Source organism: Gluconobacter sphaericus NBRC 12467 (assembly GCF_006539125.1).
GTDB classification, from domain to species: Bacteria; Pseudomonadota; Alphaproteobacteria; order Acetobacterales; family Acetobacteraceae; genus Gluconobacter; species Gluconobacter sphaericus.
This window is the reverse complement of sequence record NZ_BJMK01000036.1, coordinates 1-18,871: the sequence shown is the minus strand read 5'-3', so window position 1 is coordinate 18,871 and position 18,871 is coordinate 1. Positions and strand designations below refer to the sequence as shown.

Annotated in this window: 11 protein-coding genes and 3 pseudogenes; 8 read left to right on the top strand and 6 right to left on the bottom strand. The window is 53.0% G+C overall.

Features of this window, described 5'->3' with window-relative positions:
- Nucleotides 1-168: 168 nt before the first annotated feature.
- A complete protein-coding gene (locus GSP01_RS12805) occupies nt 169-1,335 on the bottom strand; it encodes a phosphatidylinositol-specific phospholipase C1-like protein (RefSeq protein ID WP_141354106.1) in 1,167 nt (388 codons plus the stop codon).
- Nucleotides 1,336-1,551: 216 nt separating this feature from the next.
- Between GSP01_RS12805 and GSP01_RS12800 the strand changes: the two genes are divergently transcribed.
- The 3 genes and pseudogenes from GSP01_RS12800 to GSP01_RS12790 all read left to right on the top strand — a co-directional run bounded on the left by GSP01_RS12800 (nt 1,552) and on the right by GSP01_RS12790 (nt 5,595).
- Nucleotides 1,552-3,939, top strand: a complete 2,388-nt coding sequence (locus tag GSP01_RS12800) for a TonB-dependent receptor (RefSeq protein ID WP_141354104.1) — start codon at nt 1,552-1,554, stop codon at nt 3,937-3,939.
- Nucleotides 3,940-4,109: 170 nt separating this feature from the next.
- Nucleotides 4,110-4,599 (top strand): annotated as a pseudogene (locus GSP01_RS12795) (transposase); the annotation flags it as partial.
- A 240-nt stretch (nt 4,600-4,839) separates the two neighbouring features.
- Nucleotides 4,840-5,595: a class I SAM-dependent methyltransferase gene (locus GSP01_RS12790; RefSeq protein WP_141354102.1), complete on the top strand. Its 756-nt coding sequence runs from the start codon at nt 4,840-4,842 to the stop codon at nt 5,593-5,595.
- 77 nt (nt 5,596-5,672) lie between these two features.
- Here GSP01_RS12790 and GSP01_RS12785 read toward each other — a convergent pair whose 3' ends face one another.
- The gene (locus GSP01_RS12785) at nt 5,673-7,169 is read right to left on the bottom strand and encodes an FAD-dependent oxidoreductase (RefSeq protein WP_218023665.1); all 1,497 of its coding nucleotides are present in this window, start codon (nt 7,167-7,169) and stop codon (nt 5,673-5,675) included.
- A 67-nt stretch (nt 7,170-7,236) separates the two neighbouring features.
- On the opposite strand from GSP01_RS12785, the gene GSP01_RS12780 reads away from it, so the two are divergent.
- The 4 genes from GSP01_RS12780 to GSP01_RS12765 all read left to right on the top strand — a co-directional run bounded on the left by GSP01_RS12780 (nt 7,237) and on the right by GSP01_RS12765 (nt 12,086).
- On the top strand, nt 7,237-7,689 hold the full coding sequence (locus GSP01_RS12780) for a MarR family winged helix-turn-helix transcriptional regulator (protein WP_141354099.1): 453 nt from the start codon (nt 7,237-7,239) through the stop codon (nt 7,687-7,689).
- A gap of 264 nt (nt 7,690-7,953) precedes the next feature.
- The gene (locus GSP01_RS12775) at nt 7,954-8,346 is read left to right on the top strand and encodes a hypothetical protein (RefSeq protein ID WP_141354110.1); all 393 of its coding nucleotides are present in this window, start codon (nt 7,954-7,956) and stop codon (nt 8,344-8,346) included.
- Nucleotides 8,347-8,415: 69 nt separating this feature from the next.
- A complete protein-coding gene (locus tag GSP01_RS12770; RefSeq protein ID WP_228123947.1) occupies nt 8,416-10,734 on the top strand; it encodes a TonB-dependent receptor family protein in 2,319 nt (772 codons plus the stop codon).
- An 8-nt stretch (nt 10,735-10,742) separates the two neighbouring features.
- Nucleotides 10,743-12,086 (top strand): PepSY-associated TM helix domain-containing protein, encoded by a 1,344-nt coding sequence (locus tag GSP01_RS12765; protein WP_141354095.1) that lies wholly within the window; start codon nt 10,743-10,745, stop codon nt 12,084-12,086.
- Here GSP01_RS12765 and GSP01_RS12760 read toward each other — a convergent pair.
- The 4 genes and pseudogenes from GSP01_RS12760 to GSP01_RS12745 all read right to left on the bottom strand — a co-directional run bounded on the left by GSP01_RS12760 (nt 12,083) and on the right by GSP01_RS12745 (nt 18,337).
- The gene (locus GSP01_RS12760; protein WP_141354093.1) at nt 12,083-12,742 is read right to left on the bottom strand and encodes an SCO family protein; all 660 of its coding nucleotides are present in this window, start codon (nt 12,740-12,742) and stop codon (nt 12,083-12,085) included. The two genes, GSP01_RS12765 and GSP01_RS12760, sit on opposite strands and share 4 nt — an antisense overlap.
- A gap of 439 nt (nt 12,743-13,181) precedes the next feature.
- A pseudogene (locus tag GSP01_RS12755) lies at nt 13,182-13,816 on the bottom strand (transposase).
- 85 nt (nt 13,817-13,901) lie between these two features.
- Nucleotides 13,902-15,914 carry a phosphocholine-specific phospholipase C gene (locus GSP01_RS12750; protein WP_141354091.1) on the bottom strand — a complete coding sequence of 671 codons (2,013 nt, stop codon included), beginning with the start codon at nt 15,912-15,914 and terminating at the stop codon, nt 13,902-13,904.
- A 29-nt stretch (nt 15,915-15,943) separates the two neighbouring features.
- Nucleotides 15,944-18,337 (bottom strand): TonB-dependent receptor, encoded by a 2,394-nt coding sequence (locus tag GSP01_RS12745; protein WP_228123948.1) that lies wholly within the window; start codon nt 18,335-18,337, stop codon nt 15,944-15,946.
- Between the two features lie 161 nt (nt 18,338-18,498).
- On the opposite strand from GSP01_RS12745, the pseudogene GSP01_RS12740 reads away from it, so the two are divergent.
- A pseudogene (locus GSP01_RS12740) lies at nt 18,499-18,871 on the top strand (IS5/IS1182 family transposase); the annotation flags it as partial.

Here is an 18,871-nt window from a genome sequence, read left to right as displayed (position 1 = left end):
AGTGCAAGGTTTCGCGCCGTCTTAATGACGGCCAACACGCTGCTGCACAGCCTACACTCCTGATAAAGCCCCCTCGCGCAGAGGTCTTTATGGCGTCTTGACGTTACAAGAATGTCTGCCAGAGTTCGGGTGAATATATGGTCAATTCAGACATCCTCACATCAGGTCTCAATCTTTTATAAGTGCGCTATCCTGACAATCCTTTGGAGCATTAATAGGATTGCAGCGGGCGACCGCCCGATTAGGAAACTGAACTTTATAATTATACCACCGTGCAGGCTCGATAGCCGGATAATCGGTGCTGATGATCTGGGCACCGCTCTTGAGAGAAACCTCACGGCGGCTCAGATCATTCTGGCGCGCCTCAATCGTGTTGGCATCTGCTCGTGTCCGGACAAGATAACCCTGCCGCACCAGTTCCGGGATTTCCCGGGCAGCCTCGGCGTTATCAAAGGACGCGCCTTTCTGACCAGCAAACCCTTCATTGACCTCTGTATAAGCCGCATCTGGCTCGCCCGGTCGGCCATTCGTGAACAAGACGCGTCCTTTCAAACCCGAATGATTCAACACATAACGGGCAGTATCCTGAGGGCGATCCAGCACGAAGATAATCTTTCCACGCGCAGAAGCTAGCGTAGGCCAGCCTTTGATCCGGATCGCTTCATTGACCGAAGATGCTGCCCCTCGTACATCGTCGGGAATCAGAAGATGATCACGACCGATAACATCCGTGATTTCCTTATCCAGACGATCATAGGTTGCAGGCGTAAATGTCTCAGGAGCCGTAAAAGTCAACTTGTCGCTTTTAAACGGGATGTCCTGCTTTGTTTCAATATCGATAAAGATCGGGAAATGTTTCGGATGGTCATCTGACCACTTCCGAATAATCTGAAGACATTTACTTAAAGGCTCGCAGTTCGAGCGCTGGTCAATGTCAACAATATGCATGACCTTGAAATCGGTACCTTGCATGGCAGCAGCAGACGCGGGATCAGCGTCAGGGGAAATGCCGCTTTTACGCTCCCATTCTGGTCCTTTTGGATGACTGTATTGGCTGCCCTGAGTATCGGCATAAATATCGATTTCGAGTTGACGAACGCCGCCATCAAGCTGTCGGTCCAGTGTTGTGTGCTTGTAGTCTAGAGCCTCTGCAGCTTTCGGGGATACAGCCTGGAGCCATTTCAATGTAGCAGGCGAAATATCCGTACGATAACTGTTGTGGGTTCCAATAATCTGAACCTCGTTTAGGTGTAAATCATTCGGAATCCCCTCGGCAAAAGCAGTAGATGAAAAGGTAAGAAAAGAAGAAAATAGTCCATACGCGAAGCGGTTCATGTAACGTTATCCACTGGTCAGAAGCGACGCGATGACAGTGCACTCCAAGACGAATGACAAGCGTAATATTTTGAATGTTTTATGATGGTGACTTATTTATTTCATTCCGTAGTCATAAAAACATCCTTTGAAATGATCTGGTAGCGACCGTAGTTCCACCTGTGCCTCCTTCGGGGAGGTGGCCCCAAGCCAAACGTGCCGTGTGATGGAATAATAATGCCTTCCTACAAGAGACATTCTGCTTATCTGCTGTGCGCCTCCGCACTTGTTCCAACAATGGTCTGCAGCATTGGCCCGACTCAAGCCCGCGTCCATCACTCCGGAAAAATACAGGCCAAACAGACGCCCGTTACCCGGGCTTCAAAAATGCACCCAAAAGTGCCCCATGATCTGGAAGGCCATTCGGCTGAGAGCATGAGCATCCATGCCAGCCGCCGAGTACTGGGCGGTGGAATGATGGTGTATCACACGGAGGCCAAAACTATCAGCGCCGTTACGCAGGAATATATTTCCAAACAGGCTCCGACTGTTACGCCCGGCGTTTTGGCGTCCAGCCTACCCGGCGTGCAGGCCACCAACGAAGGGCCGTTAAGCACAACCGCAGAAACCATTCATATTCGTGGTCTGGATCAGACGCAAATCGGCATGGTATATGAAGGCATTCCTCTCGCTGATCCATTCACTTATGGCGCGTATACGTCCGCCATGGTGGATAACGAGAACTTGGGATCTGTCTCGGTTAGCCAAGGATCATCGGATCTCACCGCACCAGTCTACAATGCTGACGGCGCACAAATGACACTGTCCTTACGCCACCCGGCAGACAAAATGACAGCCTATGCGGAAGCTTCCGGTGGCACGCACAGCACAAACAAAGAATTCGTGCGCTTCGATACGGGTGAAATTGGACATAGTGGAGTGAGAGCTTTCGCATCCGGCTCTTATTCCAGCGCAAATCTTTGGCGCGGGCCAGGGCAGATGGATCGTTGGCATGTGGACGCTGCCATCGAAAAGCGATGGGCACCAAAAAGCAGTTCGGAACTGATTTTTGGATATAACAAAGCAAACCAGACCGAATGGCTATACCCGACGTTAGCACAGTGGAAAACCTACGGCACCAGCTACAATACGAACGGGACCTACACAAAGGGAGACACACTTTATTATAAACTCAACACCAAGGCGACGAATGCCGTGGTCGGAGCAATCAAAAACCATTTCGATTTCGGACATGGCCTAACACTTGATGCAGAGCCCTATGCCATCGAGACGTTTGGCCCCAACAATTACGGGGTCAATATTCCAGCATCCAACGGCTATATCGGCACCCAGCAGTATTCATTCCTGAACGGATATGAAGGCCAGACGGGGAATATCACAGCCATTAGTATTCACCCATGGGTCCAGACATCCAGTGGCATTAATCTTGTCGGGTCATGGCGTCGTGGCTTCAATACGCTGAAGTTCTCCTACTGGTATTCCTATGCGGTTCATACCGAATATCAGAACCATTATCCGCTCAATGCATCTGGACAATACACCGAGAATAACGGCTACCTCACGGCGTTCAACAATGTGTCGGTCAGTCAGTACAATATCAATGGCTTCCAGCAACTAAACGCCATCGGCTTGGAAGATCAGGTCAAACTCTTCCATGACCGCCTGACCATCGACGCGGGCCTGCGTGCCAACATGATCTCCCGCAGTTTCAGTCAGGATCTGCCCGGAGCCAATTTCAAATCCGTGGAGAACATGTTTGTTCCCATTCCACAGGTCCTGATCAGCTACCAGTTTGATCCGAAAAATCAGATTTACGTAAACGGCACAACCGGCTACCGCGCACCGTCCTCCTTTCAGGCACAGGTCCCAGTTTACAGCTTCACAAGCGCGAATGCTGTTTCACTTCCGCTAGCAAATTTCCAGCCGGAATACATGATCGGCGAGGAAATCGGATACCGCCATTCAGGCGATATCATGTTCAACGTGGCGCTGTTCAATTACAACCTGACACATCATCAGATCACCAGCGTCTCGTATCTCCCAAACTCCACCATCATGATCAGCCAGCCGATCGATGCGGGGGGCGAAAGCGCACAAGGCGTGCAAGCTGAAATTTCAACGCGCCCTTGGCACCATATTAGCGCCTATGCGTCCGGGCAGTTCATGCATACGCGTGTCGGAAACAATATCGCCTATCAGGGCGACTATCTCCGCACAAAGGGCAAGCAGGAAGTCGCATCCCCAAAATTCACCGGCGCCCTAGGCCTGACCTACGACGACGGTACTAATTTCGCGAACTTCAACCTACGCTACACGGACTCCCAGTACGCAACGCTGATGAACGACCAGTCCATTCCGTCCTACATCACGTCGGATATTTCGCTAGGTCGCTACCTTCCAAAATTTGGTCGGATTCGTCCAAAAGCCATGCTGAGCCTCATGAACGTCGGGGACAGTTACTATCTGGCGCAGGTCAATGGCTTCTCTGGCAACGCCACAACAACACGTGGCGTTTATGGAAAGACCCTCTCTGCGTCTCAGCCGACCTACAGCGTCGGCACAGGCTTCGCTGCAATTGTCTCCGTCTCTGGCACGTTTGAATAGTCCCAGAGACTATTGATAAAATTCATAAAGTGTCTTCCCAAGTCTTTCGGGAAGACACAATAATTTCCTCCTCTAAATTTCTCGGTATTTTTATCGACTTCCTTCCTTAGGCTCAGGACCCATTGATTTGATTATAGAACTCTGATTCGGGCTCTGTGAGGAGGCTGAAGATGAGCGATCTGTTTTGGCTGACGGACGAACAGATAGAGCGTCTGCGGCCCTTTTTTTCCAAAGAGCCACGGTAGACCCCGTATTGGTGACCGTCGCGTGTTGAGCGGGATCATTTTCGTGAACTGCAATGGGATGCGCTGGCGTGATGCGCCCCGGGAATACGGTCCACATAAGACGCTGTACAACCGCTGAAAGCGTTGGGCCGACATGGGGATCTTCGCCCGGATGATGGATGCTGGGAGATCGCGGGTATGACGCTGACTGATTCAGAAACACCCTGAAGGGATGGGTATCAAACCCTGCATTCCAGGACCGAAATCTCGCGAAAAACCGGTCAAATACGATAAGAGAAAATATAAACGCCGTAATCACACCAAGATCATGTTCGGAAGGCTCAAGGACTGGCGACGGATCGCAACACGCTACGACAGATGCCCGAATGTCTTCTTTTCAGTCATCTGTCTCGCAGCAACTGTCATATTCTGGTTATGTGTCCTGAGCCTAGTCTCTATCTGTTTTCTCAACTTAAGCAGGAATAATGCGGTTCTAACGATTGAAGGAGAGCCTCGAATCATAGCGGAAGTGTTTTTCCAACGGCCCGTCTTCTGCCGTTTTCCGTTGCAAAAAAACTCTTCTACGGACATGATCGTATGAATATTTTTCGGCATTGTCACATTATCAAGAAAATAACCTCATGTGGCATTTCTGGTATAGGATGATTGGATCATCATGATGCGCAAAGCAGTCTCAGCCGCTGCGATGACGCTTTTAGCGTCTTCTATAGCCTACGCCGACCCCTTAGCGGATTATATTTCGTCTGCAATGACTGCCCCCATTCGTCAGGCTGACAGAACGAATGATACCCGTCGACACGGAGCTGAGATTGCTGCTCTGGCCGAGATCAAGCCAGGAGAGCATGTTGCCGATTTTCTGCCGGGAGGCGGTTATTGGACCCGTATTTTCTCTGGTATTGTTGGCCCTGAAGGTAGAGTGTTGGATATCTGGCCAGCCGGTATGGTCGCTCCGGGATCAAAAGGCGAAACCCGCATGAAAGCGCTTGCCGGGGCACCAGGGGTAGAAAACGTAGCGGCTGTCCCAGATGATCTTGCTCATCTTACCTTGCCAACCCCTATAGACGTATTCTTCACGTCCCAGAACCTTCATGATCTACCAACTCCATTTCTTGGTAACATAGATATCACGGCATTCAGCAAACAGGTTTTCGATTTATTAAAACCTGGTGGCCGCTTTGTTGTCGTTGATCATGTGGCTGCCCCAGGGAGAGGCCTCAGTGAGACGAACACTTTGCACCGTATTGATCCTGAACTCGCCAAAAAAGCCATTCTACGTGCGGGCTTTACCTTAAACTCTGAAAGCAAATTACTTTCGAATCCTGAGGATGATCATCATCTCAAAGTTTTTGATCCGGCCATTCGAGGAAAAACCGATCAGTTCATCTTTGTATTTATCAGGCCGACGCTCTGATTTATCCGAATGGATCAGATATTGTTTGCCGCCCATCCCGGAGCCGTTTACAGCGCCTTCATGCCTCCCCGAACGTATCAGTTGACCGAGACGGCAGCACATGCCGCCAAGTAGCGAGAAAGTTGCTGCTCCAGTCCGGCAGAAGGCAGAATGCCGGCGATGTAACCGTCCGGGCGCACAAGTACCCACTGACCGGGTTCGACACCGTATGCTTCGGCGATATCGTTCTCTTCATCGACGAGTTCATGCTTCGCGCCAATTGTGACGATCCGGACGCCAGCAATGGCCGACGGCCCGTCACTCGCCTCATAGCCAAGCAAGGTCCAGTGAGGCCCTTGAAAGACCGTGAACAGCCGTGTTCGCTGCCCGGCCTGTCCGCGACAGGGTGCATCAGGAGCGCGATCGCCCGGCTGCACTTTGCCACCCACCGAACCGGGTATGTTCAACGACGAACCGCGATAGCCGAGGTCGAGTTGGCGTGCCTCGCGATCGCGGCGCATGACGCCCTGCTTGACTTCTCCGAGCAGACGCGTTGAGAGACGAAGCATGTTCAATGCGATCGGCCGACGTTCCGCCTCGTAACTGTCGAGTAGTGCCTCTGGAGCGCCTGCCAGCACGGCAGCTAGCTTCCAGCTGAGATTATAGGCGTCCTGAACGCTGGTATTAAGGCCCTGACCGCCGGTTGGCGGATGAACATGCGCGGCATCTCCCGCAAGAAAGACGCGCCCGACCCGATAGCGGTCGGCCAGGCGCGCACTCATGGTATAAACCGAGGACCAGGACACCGAACGGACCGTAATGTCCCCCCTGCCGGTCCGGTCTTTGATGAACGAGGTCAGTCCGATAGGAGACAGATCGACTTCTCCGTCCTGAGCCACAGGAGCCTGAATCTGAAACAGGTCCGTCCCCGCCAGAGGACAGATCATCACCTGCATTTCCGGTGAAGCGAACTGGAAACGATGCCAGACGGACCGATCCACCCCCTCCAGCCGCACATCGGCAACGATCGCACGCACCCCCAGTGCTTCTCCTGGAAAATCGATCGCCAATGTATGACGCACAAAACTGCGGCCACCATCAGTTCCGACAAGGAACCGGGCGCGGACAACCTGCTCGCCGCCTTCCTGTTTGATCCTCGCCGTAATGCCATGGGCGTCCTGTTCAAACCCTGTCAGCCGCGCCCCAAAATGTAGATGATGGCCCAACTCGGCAAGCCGTTCCCGCATGACAGCTTCAGTGGCAAATTGCGGCAGCATTAGTGGCGCCGGATAGGGCTCGGCTGCGGTGGAACAAACGTCCGCCTCCGTCAAAAGCGACATTTTATGGGTGCCATCAGGACGATACTGACATAGCGGCGGATAAGGTCCTCCTGCCGCCGCTATGCGATCGACGATGCCGAGATCCTCAAAAATCTCCAGCGTCCGGGGCTGGATGCCTTTGCCGCGCGACCCGCTGAACGGCTGCGCATTCTGCTCGATCAGTCGGAACGAAATTCCACGTCGGGCTAGGTCGATAGCAAGTGTCAGGCCCGTAGCCCCCGCACCCGAGATCAGGACGTCTGTATCGAAAGCCACTGGCAGCTCCGCGAATAAATGTGCAATATTCACGTATATAGACTCTTCATCGAAGGCAACAAAAAATATGCATAATGCACACGATTCTGAAATCCTGCGGGGACTCCACGCCGCGATCATCGATCTGGTCGATGAAATCAATCGACCGCGCCGGGATGACCGCCTGATCGAAGAAGCCGGTATTCCACTGGATCGCGCGTTGTTTCCGCTCCTAGCGCGTGTATGGCGTTACGGTCCCATCGGAGTGGTTGACCTTGCGGATCGTACTGGGCGTGATCATACAACGATCAGTCGACAGATGGGCAAGCTTGAAGAACTCGGCCTTATCACGCGCCAGCCGTCTGCCACGGACAGACGTGTTCGCGAAGCGACGGTGACTGGCAAGGGGCAGGAAATGGTCGACCTGCTCAACGCAGCGCGGGAAAGGTTGGCCAACCGTATTCTCGTCGACTGGACTGACGAAGACCTCGAGCAGTTAAAGGAGCTTTTGCGGCGCTTTGCTGATGATTTGATGCGATGATAAATTCCGTGAAAATCTGTTATCAGAATCAAAATCAGTTGCTGACCTCGTAATACTTTACGTCGTCCTCAAATACGGAATAGACAAAACGGCAATCGTCTCTTGTCGGGCATAAAAAGAACCGTTGAAGCTTCCGGAAAGCGAAAATCATCAATTAGCGTGAAGCACTCAAAAAATTTGAGTTCCGTGCGCCACAACCCAAGCAGTCGACAAAATTACATTTCCCTCTGGCACAGTGCCGCAAGCCCCTTTAAACAAAGCCGAATGAAGCGATATGCATGGCATGCTGGAGGAGAGCTGGTCTTTTGGCCGCTGCTTCTGCTCGCCATCATTATTCGTCTCAGCGTTGGAAGTTTGCCGTTACCGCAGTTTCTACTCGACGATCCGTTAAAACAGTTCGCCAGCCTCTCGACCCTTTGTGACGGCCAGGATCTTGGTTCGCATAGCCCTGATCATCATCACGCAGCGGATATTGGTGATGGCATTGCCGTAATCGACGACCTGTTGACGATCATTTTGACCGGATGCGTCGTTGCTGTTTTTCTCGCAATTTCTCTAACGAGCCGTCACGCTTTTTGGTGTTTCCCGCCAGTAAGAGGCCCTCCTTTGTGGCGGCTGTCCGGTATTTATGCTCAGGGACCTCCCCACCTGATCTAACACTGACTGAGCGCCTTTCTCGTTTCTACGATGAAAGGTTTTCTGTGTTTCTTAGATCAGAACAAACAGATGACAATTTCTTTTGTATCCAGCCGTCCTCTCGGTTCGCTCGCGCTTGCCTGCTTTTTTTTTGGAGCCGTCCCGGCTCAGGCGCAACGGCCCCTTATACGTTCCCGTAAAGCAGCAACGCCCAAATCCGTGTCGCATCAACTACAAATTCCTGAACGCATTATCGTGCGAGGTGCTGCGCGTGGCTCGGCACTGCTTCATCCAACCGGTGAAACAACCTACAGCACAAAACGCGCAGATTTCGCTAACAGAGCGGCCCAGACCGTGAGTGATATGGTTGCAACCATTCCCGGTGTAGCCGTCCTACAGGGCAATGGACCGCGTGACAGCGTTATTTCAGTCCGCGGGTCGGGTGCACGGCAGTCCTATGGCCTAAAAAACCTTCAGGTCACAGAAGACGGGTTTCCCATGACGCAACCCGATGGTACTGCCCGGGCAGATTTGATTGATCCGCATGCTTATGAGGGGGTGGACGTCTTTCAGGGGCCGGCATCCACGTTATACGGTAATTATGCGATCAATGGAGCGATCAATTTCCGCACTCGAAACGGCGCTGACATTCACGGCCTAGAATTGGGCTCAGATTTTGGCAGCTTCGGTCTGTTCAATAACTACGTAACAATTGGCGCAGGTAATAAACACTACGACTTCATGTTGTTTGGTAGCGATGTACGCGGTAACGGATTTATTACGAACAGCCAGTACAACACGTCCACCGAAAATATGCGTCTGCGAGTCAATCTAACCTCATCAGATCGCCTTATCCTAAAATTCGTGAATAACGTTACGGACACATCACTGCCGTTACGTCTCTCCCTGAATCAGTTTCGTAGCAATCCCTACCAGAACGGTTGTGCCAATGCGGCATCGGCTGCTGCCGGATGCGCTTCAGTCAATCTTCTGGTGAATGGTGCATATGGCGTACGTCAGACGATGACCCCACAGCAGGCTGGGCTCGGCCGTTTTGATCGACGTACTATTGTAGGCCTTCGATGGGAGCACGACTTTGATTCCAGAACGACCTGGCATACCCAATTTACGTATGATCAACGTTATGTCGACCAACCAACCTCCACAACAGCCTTTGTGGGGCCGTTTAATTCTTACAATGTGCAGACGGACCTGACGAACCGCGGCCGTATTGGGAAAACGCCCCTGACCAGCTTTGTGGGAGCCAGTTTCGACTACATGGATTATGGCTATCAGGTCTATCATCTGACCCCGCAAGGCGGCGCGACCCGAGGCGCCCTGAATTCCACGTCTTACGGCCATCAGTGGAACATTGGTATTCGTTTTCAGGAAGACTGGCAGTTTTCGCCGCTCTGGCATGCGGTAATTGGGCTTGGTGGCACTCAATCTGACATTGGCGCTATCGAAACCCTCTACAACAGATCGGCCAATTCAACTACGCTGCAAAATATTACGGCCAATCGGCGTTTCTTCAATCTGACACCGGAAGCATCGCTAGTTTATACGCCAACCAAGGACTGGACTCTCCATACTCGTGTTGGAACAGCCTACGCAACGCCCGGCTATTCCAGTTTCTTTGTCACTCCTCAGGGAATCTACGGAAACAATACGCAGCTTAAGAGCGAAACAAGTCTCGGTTTTGACTTGGGGGCCGAATGGCACCCGTCGCCCACCATCAATATTCAGGCTACTGGCTTTTATGAGTTCTACAGAAACGAGCTTGTTAGCCAGTCGGCGGGTGTCAATACGCCTGCAGGAAATTATACCTTCAACGCCCCGGCTTCAGAACATCGTGGCATTGAACTTGGCGCAACATGGCAGCCATTACGAGCCTCTGTGCCGGGTGCGCGGCTGAAGTTGTCTTATACCTATGACAATCAGATCTATACAAAATACACCGAAACACTGTCCAACAGCACGATGGCGCGTAATTTCTCGCGAAAGGGCAACCTCATCCCGGGCGTCATGCCGCATTTCCTGGATGCGCGCGTTCTCTATGATCAGCCAGACGGATGGCTGCAAGGGCTGGGAGGTTTTGCAGAAGTGACGTGGAGGAGCTCCTTTTACCTCGACAATGCCAATATTCTGAAAGCCCCCTCATACGCATTGCTCAATCTGGAGGTTCATTACGACCCTCCAGAACGTTTGGGCTGGGCTCACCGTCTGCACAGCTACTTCGAGGTACAGAATGTAACCAATCAAGTTTATGCGGCAGGTGCAACTGACATCAGCGATACACTTCTCTCGACCGGACAGCAGGCTGGGCGGAGTGTTTTAGCCAATAAAACAGGATCCATCTACGCTGGATCGCCAAGAGCATTTTTTGGTGGCGTGCGGATCAAGTTCTGAAGGTATCCATGATGATGAACTTTTCCAGGACCCCGCTTTGGCCCGATTATCGGACGATCTGGCGATGGCATTTTTTTGCAGGGCTCTTCTGCCTGCCGTTTATAATACTTCTGTGCCTCACAGGTTCAATTTACCTGTTCAAGCCGCAGGTGGATCATTGGATCGACTGGCGTTACGACCACCTCACAGGCGGCGCGACACATTCAACCCCGGAGCAGGAAGTCAGGGCGGCACTCCATGCTGTCTCTGGCAGCCATTTTCTAGCCTATGAACTTCCGGAGACGACTTCCAGCGCTGCCCGGGTGATCGTTGATCGCCAGGGCACAGCCATTCGCGTGTATGTTGATCCGACATCATGCGTGGTTCTCAAACAGGTTCCTGAAGAAAACCGTTTTGAACGCATCATCTTCAAATTGCACGGCCAACTGCTCTTGGGGAATACTGGCTCCATCATCATGGAAATGGTGGCCTCCTGGACAATCGTTCTGATTGCCACTGGCTTGTATCTCTGGTGGCCACGTCACACTCAAGGACAAAGGGGCATCCTTTACCCTCGGATCACTCATAAAGGTCGAATTCGGTGGCGAGACCTCCATGCAGTAACCGGGATGTGGATCTCCCTATTTCTGGTACTTTTTCTTATCTCCGGTCTGCCATGGTCCTTTATTTGGGGGCACGCTTTGTCGAGTGTGGAGACACAGATCAGTCGAATGACGACCGTTCCGGACTGGGAAATCGGAGCTGTTTCCGAGCGCAATCTTGTTGCTGGCCATCAAGTTTCCTCGCCAAAAATGGACACGATGCCCGGCATGGATATGGGCTCCATGACCATGTCGGACAGTGCCCTAGCAGACGGGCTAAACCGTGTGGTACTGACTGCGTCTCAACTAAAATTTCCTGCACCTGTCCTCGTGACGCCACCATCAACGGGTGAAGCTACGTGGCATATTCGTTCAGACACGCAAAACCGTCCAGAACGTATCAGTGCGTTGCTAGAGGCCTCTGGTCAGGTACGGTCAGTCCAACGCTTTGAAGATAAGACATTGATGGATCGCATTATCGGATATGGCGTTGCGACCCATGAAGGGCAGCTTTTCGGAAGAGCCAATCAACTTTTGAATTTTCTTGTAGCATCGGGATTGCTGACTATGAGCGTGTCTGCGCTCATTCTGTGGCTCCGCCGTAGACCGCCCGGACAACTGGGAGCCCCATTGGCCGTGCCCGATAAACAGATAGGTGCAGGCGCGTTGGCCATTCTGGTGTTATTGGGAGTGCTTCTACCAGAACTGGGCGCCTCTCTTTTGCTCCTTTGGCTTGCAAACTTACTCTTACAAACCTTCCGCCACAGCTAACTGGCAGGAACGAGACGACGTAGTCGTGTGGCGATCTCCTGCGGACTGGTGTCAACTGGCAAGACAGACACCAGTCGGTTATCGCCATCCATCAAATACAGCACAGAGCTGTGATCCATGAGATAGTCTGAGGACATACGATCTGCTGGAGAGCCACGACGTCGCGCCATGACATGGAAACTTTTAATGACCGCCTGGATCTGGGATTCCGTTCCCGTAAGGCCAACAATATCAGGGGAGAAATGACTGACGTAATCAGCGACAACCTCAGGAGTATCGCGTGATGGGTCAACCGTGATGAAAAGCGGCACAATTTGGTGTGATGCTTTTCCCATAAGCTCAAGAGCCTGTGTGACAGTCGCGAGCGTTAACGGGCAGACATCTATGCAGTGCGTGTATCCAAAATAAATCAGTGTATAGCGCCCCTGGAACTGACGCTCCGTAAGAGGATGGCCGTGCATATCGATGAGCGTATAAGAGCCACCCAACGTTGCTGATGCCCGTTTTAGAAAAATTCCGCGCATTCCAATTGCTCCAAGAAAGAGAACTGCGATAATCAGTACCGGAGCAACTCGTTTCTTCGCTTCGCTGAGACGAGCGGATTGTTTCTGAACAGGCTGCTTTATTTTCCTGCGCCCTCCGTTGCGGTTCTGCATAGTTTCCTCCCTGAGCGTGCCATCTTAGCATACGAAGCGTGCCATGAGCATAGCTGGCTCTGAGCTACAGAAGGGACAACCATAGTATCCAGTCATGTAGATTAACTTGACGAAGGTCCGATTGAAGGCATGTAAGGGCGAATAGCGGGCAGACCGCCCTCATAACCGCCGTCAGCTCTCCGGAATGTCCAACTGGAACGTTGGGAAATTCAGTGCCTCGATGACATTTTTCAAATTCTGCACATTGATTGAGCTCGTGTGGTTCATCGTACCTTGGCCTCGGTGTGAGACTTCGTGTCCCAACATCCGGTCAATCCATAATTCTCGAAAGCGCCCCTGACTCCTTCCGTTGTTGATGCGGGGAGGTCCGGGAAGAAGATTTATCGAACCTTCTACTTCACTCCTTCGTCGTTGCGATGAGCCAGAAATTCTCCGTTATTCAATGCACCAATTTCATCCCATAGAGCCTGACTCGAAAATCGGTCTGAGTGATTTTTTGCAGCACTCTGCGGATATGAGCGACAATGAGCCATGCCTGTGAGGCTTGGAGTGTTGCTTCGACATCTCGGTTGAGGCGGCGGCATCTTCCGAGCCATGCGAATGTCCGCTCCACGATCCATCGCTTTGACAGCAGGACAAAACTCTGAGCACGGTCTGAACGCTTTACAATGTCCAGCACCCAGTCTCCCATTCGTGCTAGGGCTTTTCGCAGTTTTCACGGACTGACTGTCAAGAATACCGACAGAAAGTGTGGCCTCACGGCCTTTTTGTTCGTATGAAAGCATCACAAGAACATGCTTGATTGCTTCACAGCGCCCCTCCCGCAGTCATCCGTAGAAATACCCTTGAATGGTCGTATAGGGTGGGAAGTTATGTGGCAGGGCACGGCCACTGTCATCCCATCGAGACGCTGTACAGCACAGCCTCAACAACCCGCCGAAGTTCCATTCTTCTGGGACGGCCATATCGCTTTAGGGGTGACATTAGCGGTGCCAGAAACGCCCATTCCCGATCGCGTAGATCGCTTGCATAGGCCAGATCATCGCGACGATACTGACGACGGGTAATTTCAATCTAGGCCACAATTCACTCCTTCTCTTCGCAAAGACGGAGGAATCATAAACCACTGAAAGCACTCAATTCATTTTCGGTCAGGCTCTCAGAAGCTTCCAGGTTCAGTAAGGCTCGGCCGACCAGTTTCGACGTGTCCTGCTAATTGTAGCATGATATGAGGTCGTTGAATCGATCGAACCTGCAGATCGTACCAGTATGAAGCCGGAGCAATACTCCACGGGGTCGTCAGACTTTCACCCGGTTGCAGAGAAATCGTACGGTCGCTGTGGCTATGCTGTTCTGTGACGTACAGAGTTTGGAGGCTCGACGCCGTGTTGCGAAGCGACAGGAGTAGAACGTCACGCTGCTGATCATGCTGGAGTGTGACTTCTGGCAACCCTTCTCCGCTCATAGAGCGGTAGAAACCATTGGGGCCGTGGACTGTGATGGCACTTTGAACGGAAGGGTGCACCGGTACGAACAGGCTTGAACGGGCGTCGAGGGTGTAATGGCGTGTAGTGTTATTGGAGCGGACCCGAAAGACAGCACCCTGTGTGCCCGCATTGGTCAATCTGAGGCTATCGGGGGCGAGGAAATCTGCCTGTAAATGATAAGGCAGGGCCCGAGCAGGGCGTTGGCCGGCTTCCTGACGAGGCAGTTTCTGAATCGTTGGAACGGCAGGGTGCGGAAGCTGGCAAGAGCGTCGCGTTTTGGGGAGATAGTCGTCCGTGTTGGGCAGGTTGGCAGTCCACGCTCGATCTGTCTGAGCAAAGTCGAAGACGGATGTTAGGTCGCCACACACGCTGCGGCGCCATGGCGTGATGTTAGGACATTTGACACCGAAGCGCGCTTCGAGAAAGCGCAGAACCGAGGTGTGGTCAAACACCTGCGAATTAACCCAGCCGCCTTTTGTCCAAGGCGAGACGATGATGGCAGGAACGCGTGGGCCGAGGCCTACCGGAACGTTTTGATAGGACTCTCCTCGCGTTGAGACCGTTCCGCCCCCCTGCTCTGCCGTTAGCGCTGGAACCGGAGCAGGTACATGATCAAAAAAACCGTCATTTTCATCGTAATTAAGAATAAAAACGGTGCGCGACCAGACTTCGGGATGGCGGACAAAAACGTCCATAAGCTGGGAAATGAGATGTTCGCCATAGCCGGGCGGAGCATTAGGGTGTTCGCTCAATGCTGTGGGCGGGACGATCCATGAGACTTGTGGCAGGCGACCTTCGGAGATGTCGCGTTCGAATTCAGCGACAAGGTAACGGCCTTCGGTGGTGTGCATGTCGGCTTCGGTGGAACCGGGCACGATCTGTCGTGCGCGGCGATACTGCCAGGATGTCGGGTCGAGGTTGCGAAACTGTGCGAAGGACGCCAGCGGGTTGTCGCCGAAATTGTCGTATTCCTGATAGACGCGCCAGGAGACACCGGCGTCCTGAAGTTTTTCCGGATAGGTGTCCCAGCGGAACGGTGTGAAATCGGGATGGTCATGGGCCATGTCGGCCGACCAGTTCCCGTCATCCACATTCTCGACGGCCTGCTTGCCGGAATAGCCAACGGCCAGACCGCTCGTTCCGGAAAACAGGAAAAGGCGGTTGGGATTGGTCGGGCCGAAAAGGGAGGCGTGATAGGCGTCGCAAATCGTGAAGGCGTCGGCGAGGGCGTAATAATACGGAATTTCAGCGCGTGTGAAATGACCCATGGTCATGGGCCCCTTGTGGGAAATCCATGTGTTCCAATCATTCCATGCCGTCTGGGTGCCTTTCCAGCTGTGGTCGAGACTGGCGAGACAGGCGCTGGAGGTGTGGGCCGTGTTGAACAGGAACGGGAGGACGGTGCTTCCCTTTCCGTCCGGCTGGGCAAAGACGCTGCTGCCGTCCGGCAGGCGTTCGGCGCGGGGGTCTGCGTAGCCGCGAACCCCCTGAAGACAGCCGAAATAATGATCAAAAGACCGATTTTCCTGCATCAGGATGACGACATGTTCCACGTCCTGAATCGTGCCTGTGACGGTATGTGGCGCAATGGCGAGGGCACGCTTCAGGTTCTCCGGCAGGAGGGCCGCTGCCGCAGTAGCAGACCCAAACCGGAGAAACTGTCGACGACTGGGGGAACGAGGCATCAGGGTGTCATCCGTGAAGAAGTCAGAGATCAGAAGAAGTGCTTGCGCAAGGTGAAGAACACCATGCGGGGGGCACCGGCCTGAAGGGTTTGGAGGCTGCCGGACGGATCACTAACGGCAAAGCCGGTGCTGCCGACGGTAGCGACATAGCGTTTGTCGAACAGGTTGGTGACGTTGATCTGGGCGTCCAGACCATGCAGCACCCAGTTATGGCTGTGGAAACGATAGCCGACATTCAGGTTGAAGATGTCGTTCGGTTTGATCCACTGGTCGTTCGTATAGGTGTAGGTTCTGCGGCCCTGATACTGCATGCCGACATTGCCCCAGATCGAGCCGTCGTCGTAGCTGAGCTGTACGTTGGCCAGATTGCGCGGCATGCCAACCACGCTCTTACCCTTGGTTGCGTATGTCACCCCGCCGGTCGTCAGGTTGTCGTCATAGGTGGACTGGTTGTAGGCGTATGAGGCGTAAATCGACCAGTTATCGGTGAAATGATAGTTGAAGGCAGCGTCGATGCCGCGTGCCGTGACACCACCAACATTACTCAGGATGCTGGCATAGCCCTGAACGTTCGTTCCGCTGGAGACGGGTGAGATGGAGGCTAGCCGGTTTTCAAACTCGATGTAATAGCCAGTCAGGGAGGCCTGAATGCGGTGGTCGTGATAGCGATAGCCGATTTCTTCGCTGTAGGACATTTCAGGGCGTAGTGTGTTTTTGGTGGCCGCGTAGGCTGCTGATGTCATGGCGAAGGGGCTGGTGGCGCCGGTGGTGGAGTTGTCGAACGCAGCCATGTTGCGGGCGAAGTCTGCGAACAGTTCGTTATGTCGGTTCAGACGATAATTCGCGCCGAGTTGCGGGAGGAAGCCATTGGCCGATGTGATGGCTCCGCCTGCGAAGGTATTGGTCAGCGGGGCACCCATAATGTTGCCTTCGAGCTGACGCGCATGCGCGTCAACCACAAGCGACTTGAAGCCGTAGTTCAGTTTCAACGCTGGTGTAATCTGCCATGTATCCTGAAGGTGGAACTGGTAGGTCTTGGTATTGAAAGCGCTTTGCCACTGGGTTTCGAATGCATTGTTGCGGAACCAATGAACTGAACTGCCAGTATAGCCGCTCTCATTCAGTGGATAGAAGCGACGGGCCTGTTCGAAGTCGTTGTTTTCGAACCAAAACCCGCCTTCGATCGTATGGTGGGCGATCTTGTAGGTCAGGCTCCCGATGAAGCCTTCGCGGTGGATATCATATTCGGTGGTGCGGACTGATAGCGGGGACCCACCAAGGGCCTCTGGTGTCGGCGTATAAGGCGTGGCGTAAATGCCTTCGCCGGTATTCGTGTGGCCATAGACTGTTGTTGAGGCTTTGAGGCGGCTGGTCAGGTCGAAATCCAAACGACCGTAAGCGAGTACATCCTGCCGCAAACCGGCAGAATTGTAATAAGATTGGTCCTGATTGGCGATGCCTTTGGGAAACGGTGTGCCGTTCTGGTAGGCTTTCGCAATCTGCTTGGCGAGCGAATAGTTGTTGGTGATATTGTCAACGTCATAACCTTTAGTGCGGATCATGCTAAGTGACAGATCCTGATAGTCGTTTTCCGCACGTTGACTGTAATCGCCGAACAAGGTCAGTTTGACCTTCTCACCCAGCGGCTGAATGAACTTGGCATTTGCCTGCTGCTGCTGCTGGATGCCGTCGCCTTTCCATTTGTTGGCGTCCTGATAATCGTACGAGACATACAGTCGTCCGCCACCCGGCAACGTGCCGGAATTGACGCGAGCGAATGTGCGCCATGTGCCGTAGGATCCGACCGTTCCCGCGACATCCACGCCATATTTTGTGGTAGGGTCGATGGATGTAAATTCGAGTGCACCACCGAGATCGTTCGAGGCAGCAACGCCGACAGATCCTGCTCCTTGGGCGAGGGTTGCGGGACCGTTGTTTTCGGTTTGTAGGGCGCGGCCGATCGATAGGCCGTTATCGTTGCCATAGGCGAGGTTGCCGAGCGGGATGCCATCCATCGTAAAACCCAGCCGGCTCTGGTCGAAGCCGCGGATGATGATCTGTTGTGACCATTCATAAGCGCCCAATGGATCTGAAGACGTGAACATGACGCCGGGGAGTTTTGAGAGTGTCTTCAAAGGGCTGGTGCCAGGAGCAACCTCCTGTAGCGCTAGATGGGAAAGCGTTTGGGTTTCGCGCGAGGCGCCTGAGCCAAGAACGACGATAGATTCCGTTTTATTGGAAGCACGAGCTTGAGGTGTGTCGTTTTTTCTAGTGTCAGGTTTTTGCTGATCCCCGAGAGGAGAGTAGGCGTGATGGAAACTCTCCCGGGAGGCGGTAGTTTTTGTTGGGGCTGGAGTTGCATGGGCACTGTAGAAGACGAGCGAACTCAGACAGGTGGTGAGCAGGACACCATTCTTTTTCATTTCGCGTTTTCCGGCATCAAGAAAATAAAATTTGGACGGTGATAACGCGGCGAACATTATGTTCGCGTATCTGTGATGTCGTGTAATAATTTCATGACAGATATGTTGCATAATTATTGCAAATTATTTGTTGTTGTGCGGCCAGATCCTGGATGCCATAGGACTGGCACGACAAGCCGTCAAAGCTGTCGCACAAGGATCATCATGCACGCTGGACACTGACGTTCACGAAGGCGAAGCGGCGAGATGATGGAACCATGCCATCCAGCGATCTCGCCATCCCGTTCCTGGGCTATAAATCGCATGTCTCCATCGATCGGGGATACCGGTTCATCCGGAAATGGAAAACAACGCATGCCGCCGCCAGTAATAGTGCGCGATTGAGAGAGGGGCTGCTGGACAAAACCAATACGGCCTCAGGCGTTTTGGCTGACACAGCCTATCGCTCCAAAGTCAATGAAGACTTCATGGAAAAACAGGGCTTTGTCTCGAAGGTTCACAGAAAAAAAACCGCATCTCAAACCGATGCCACGG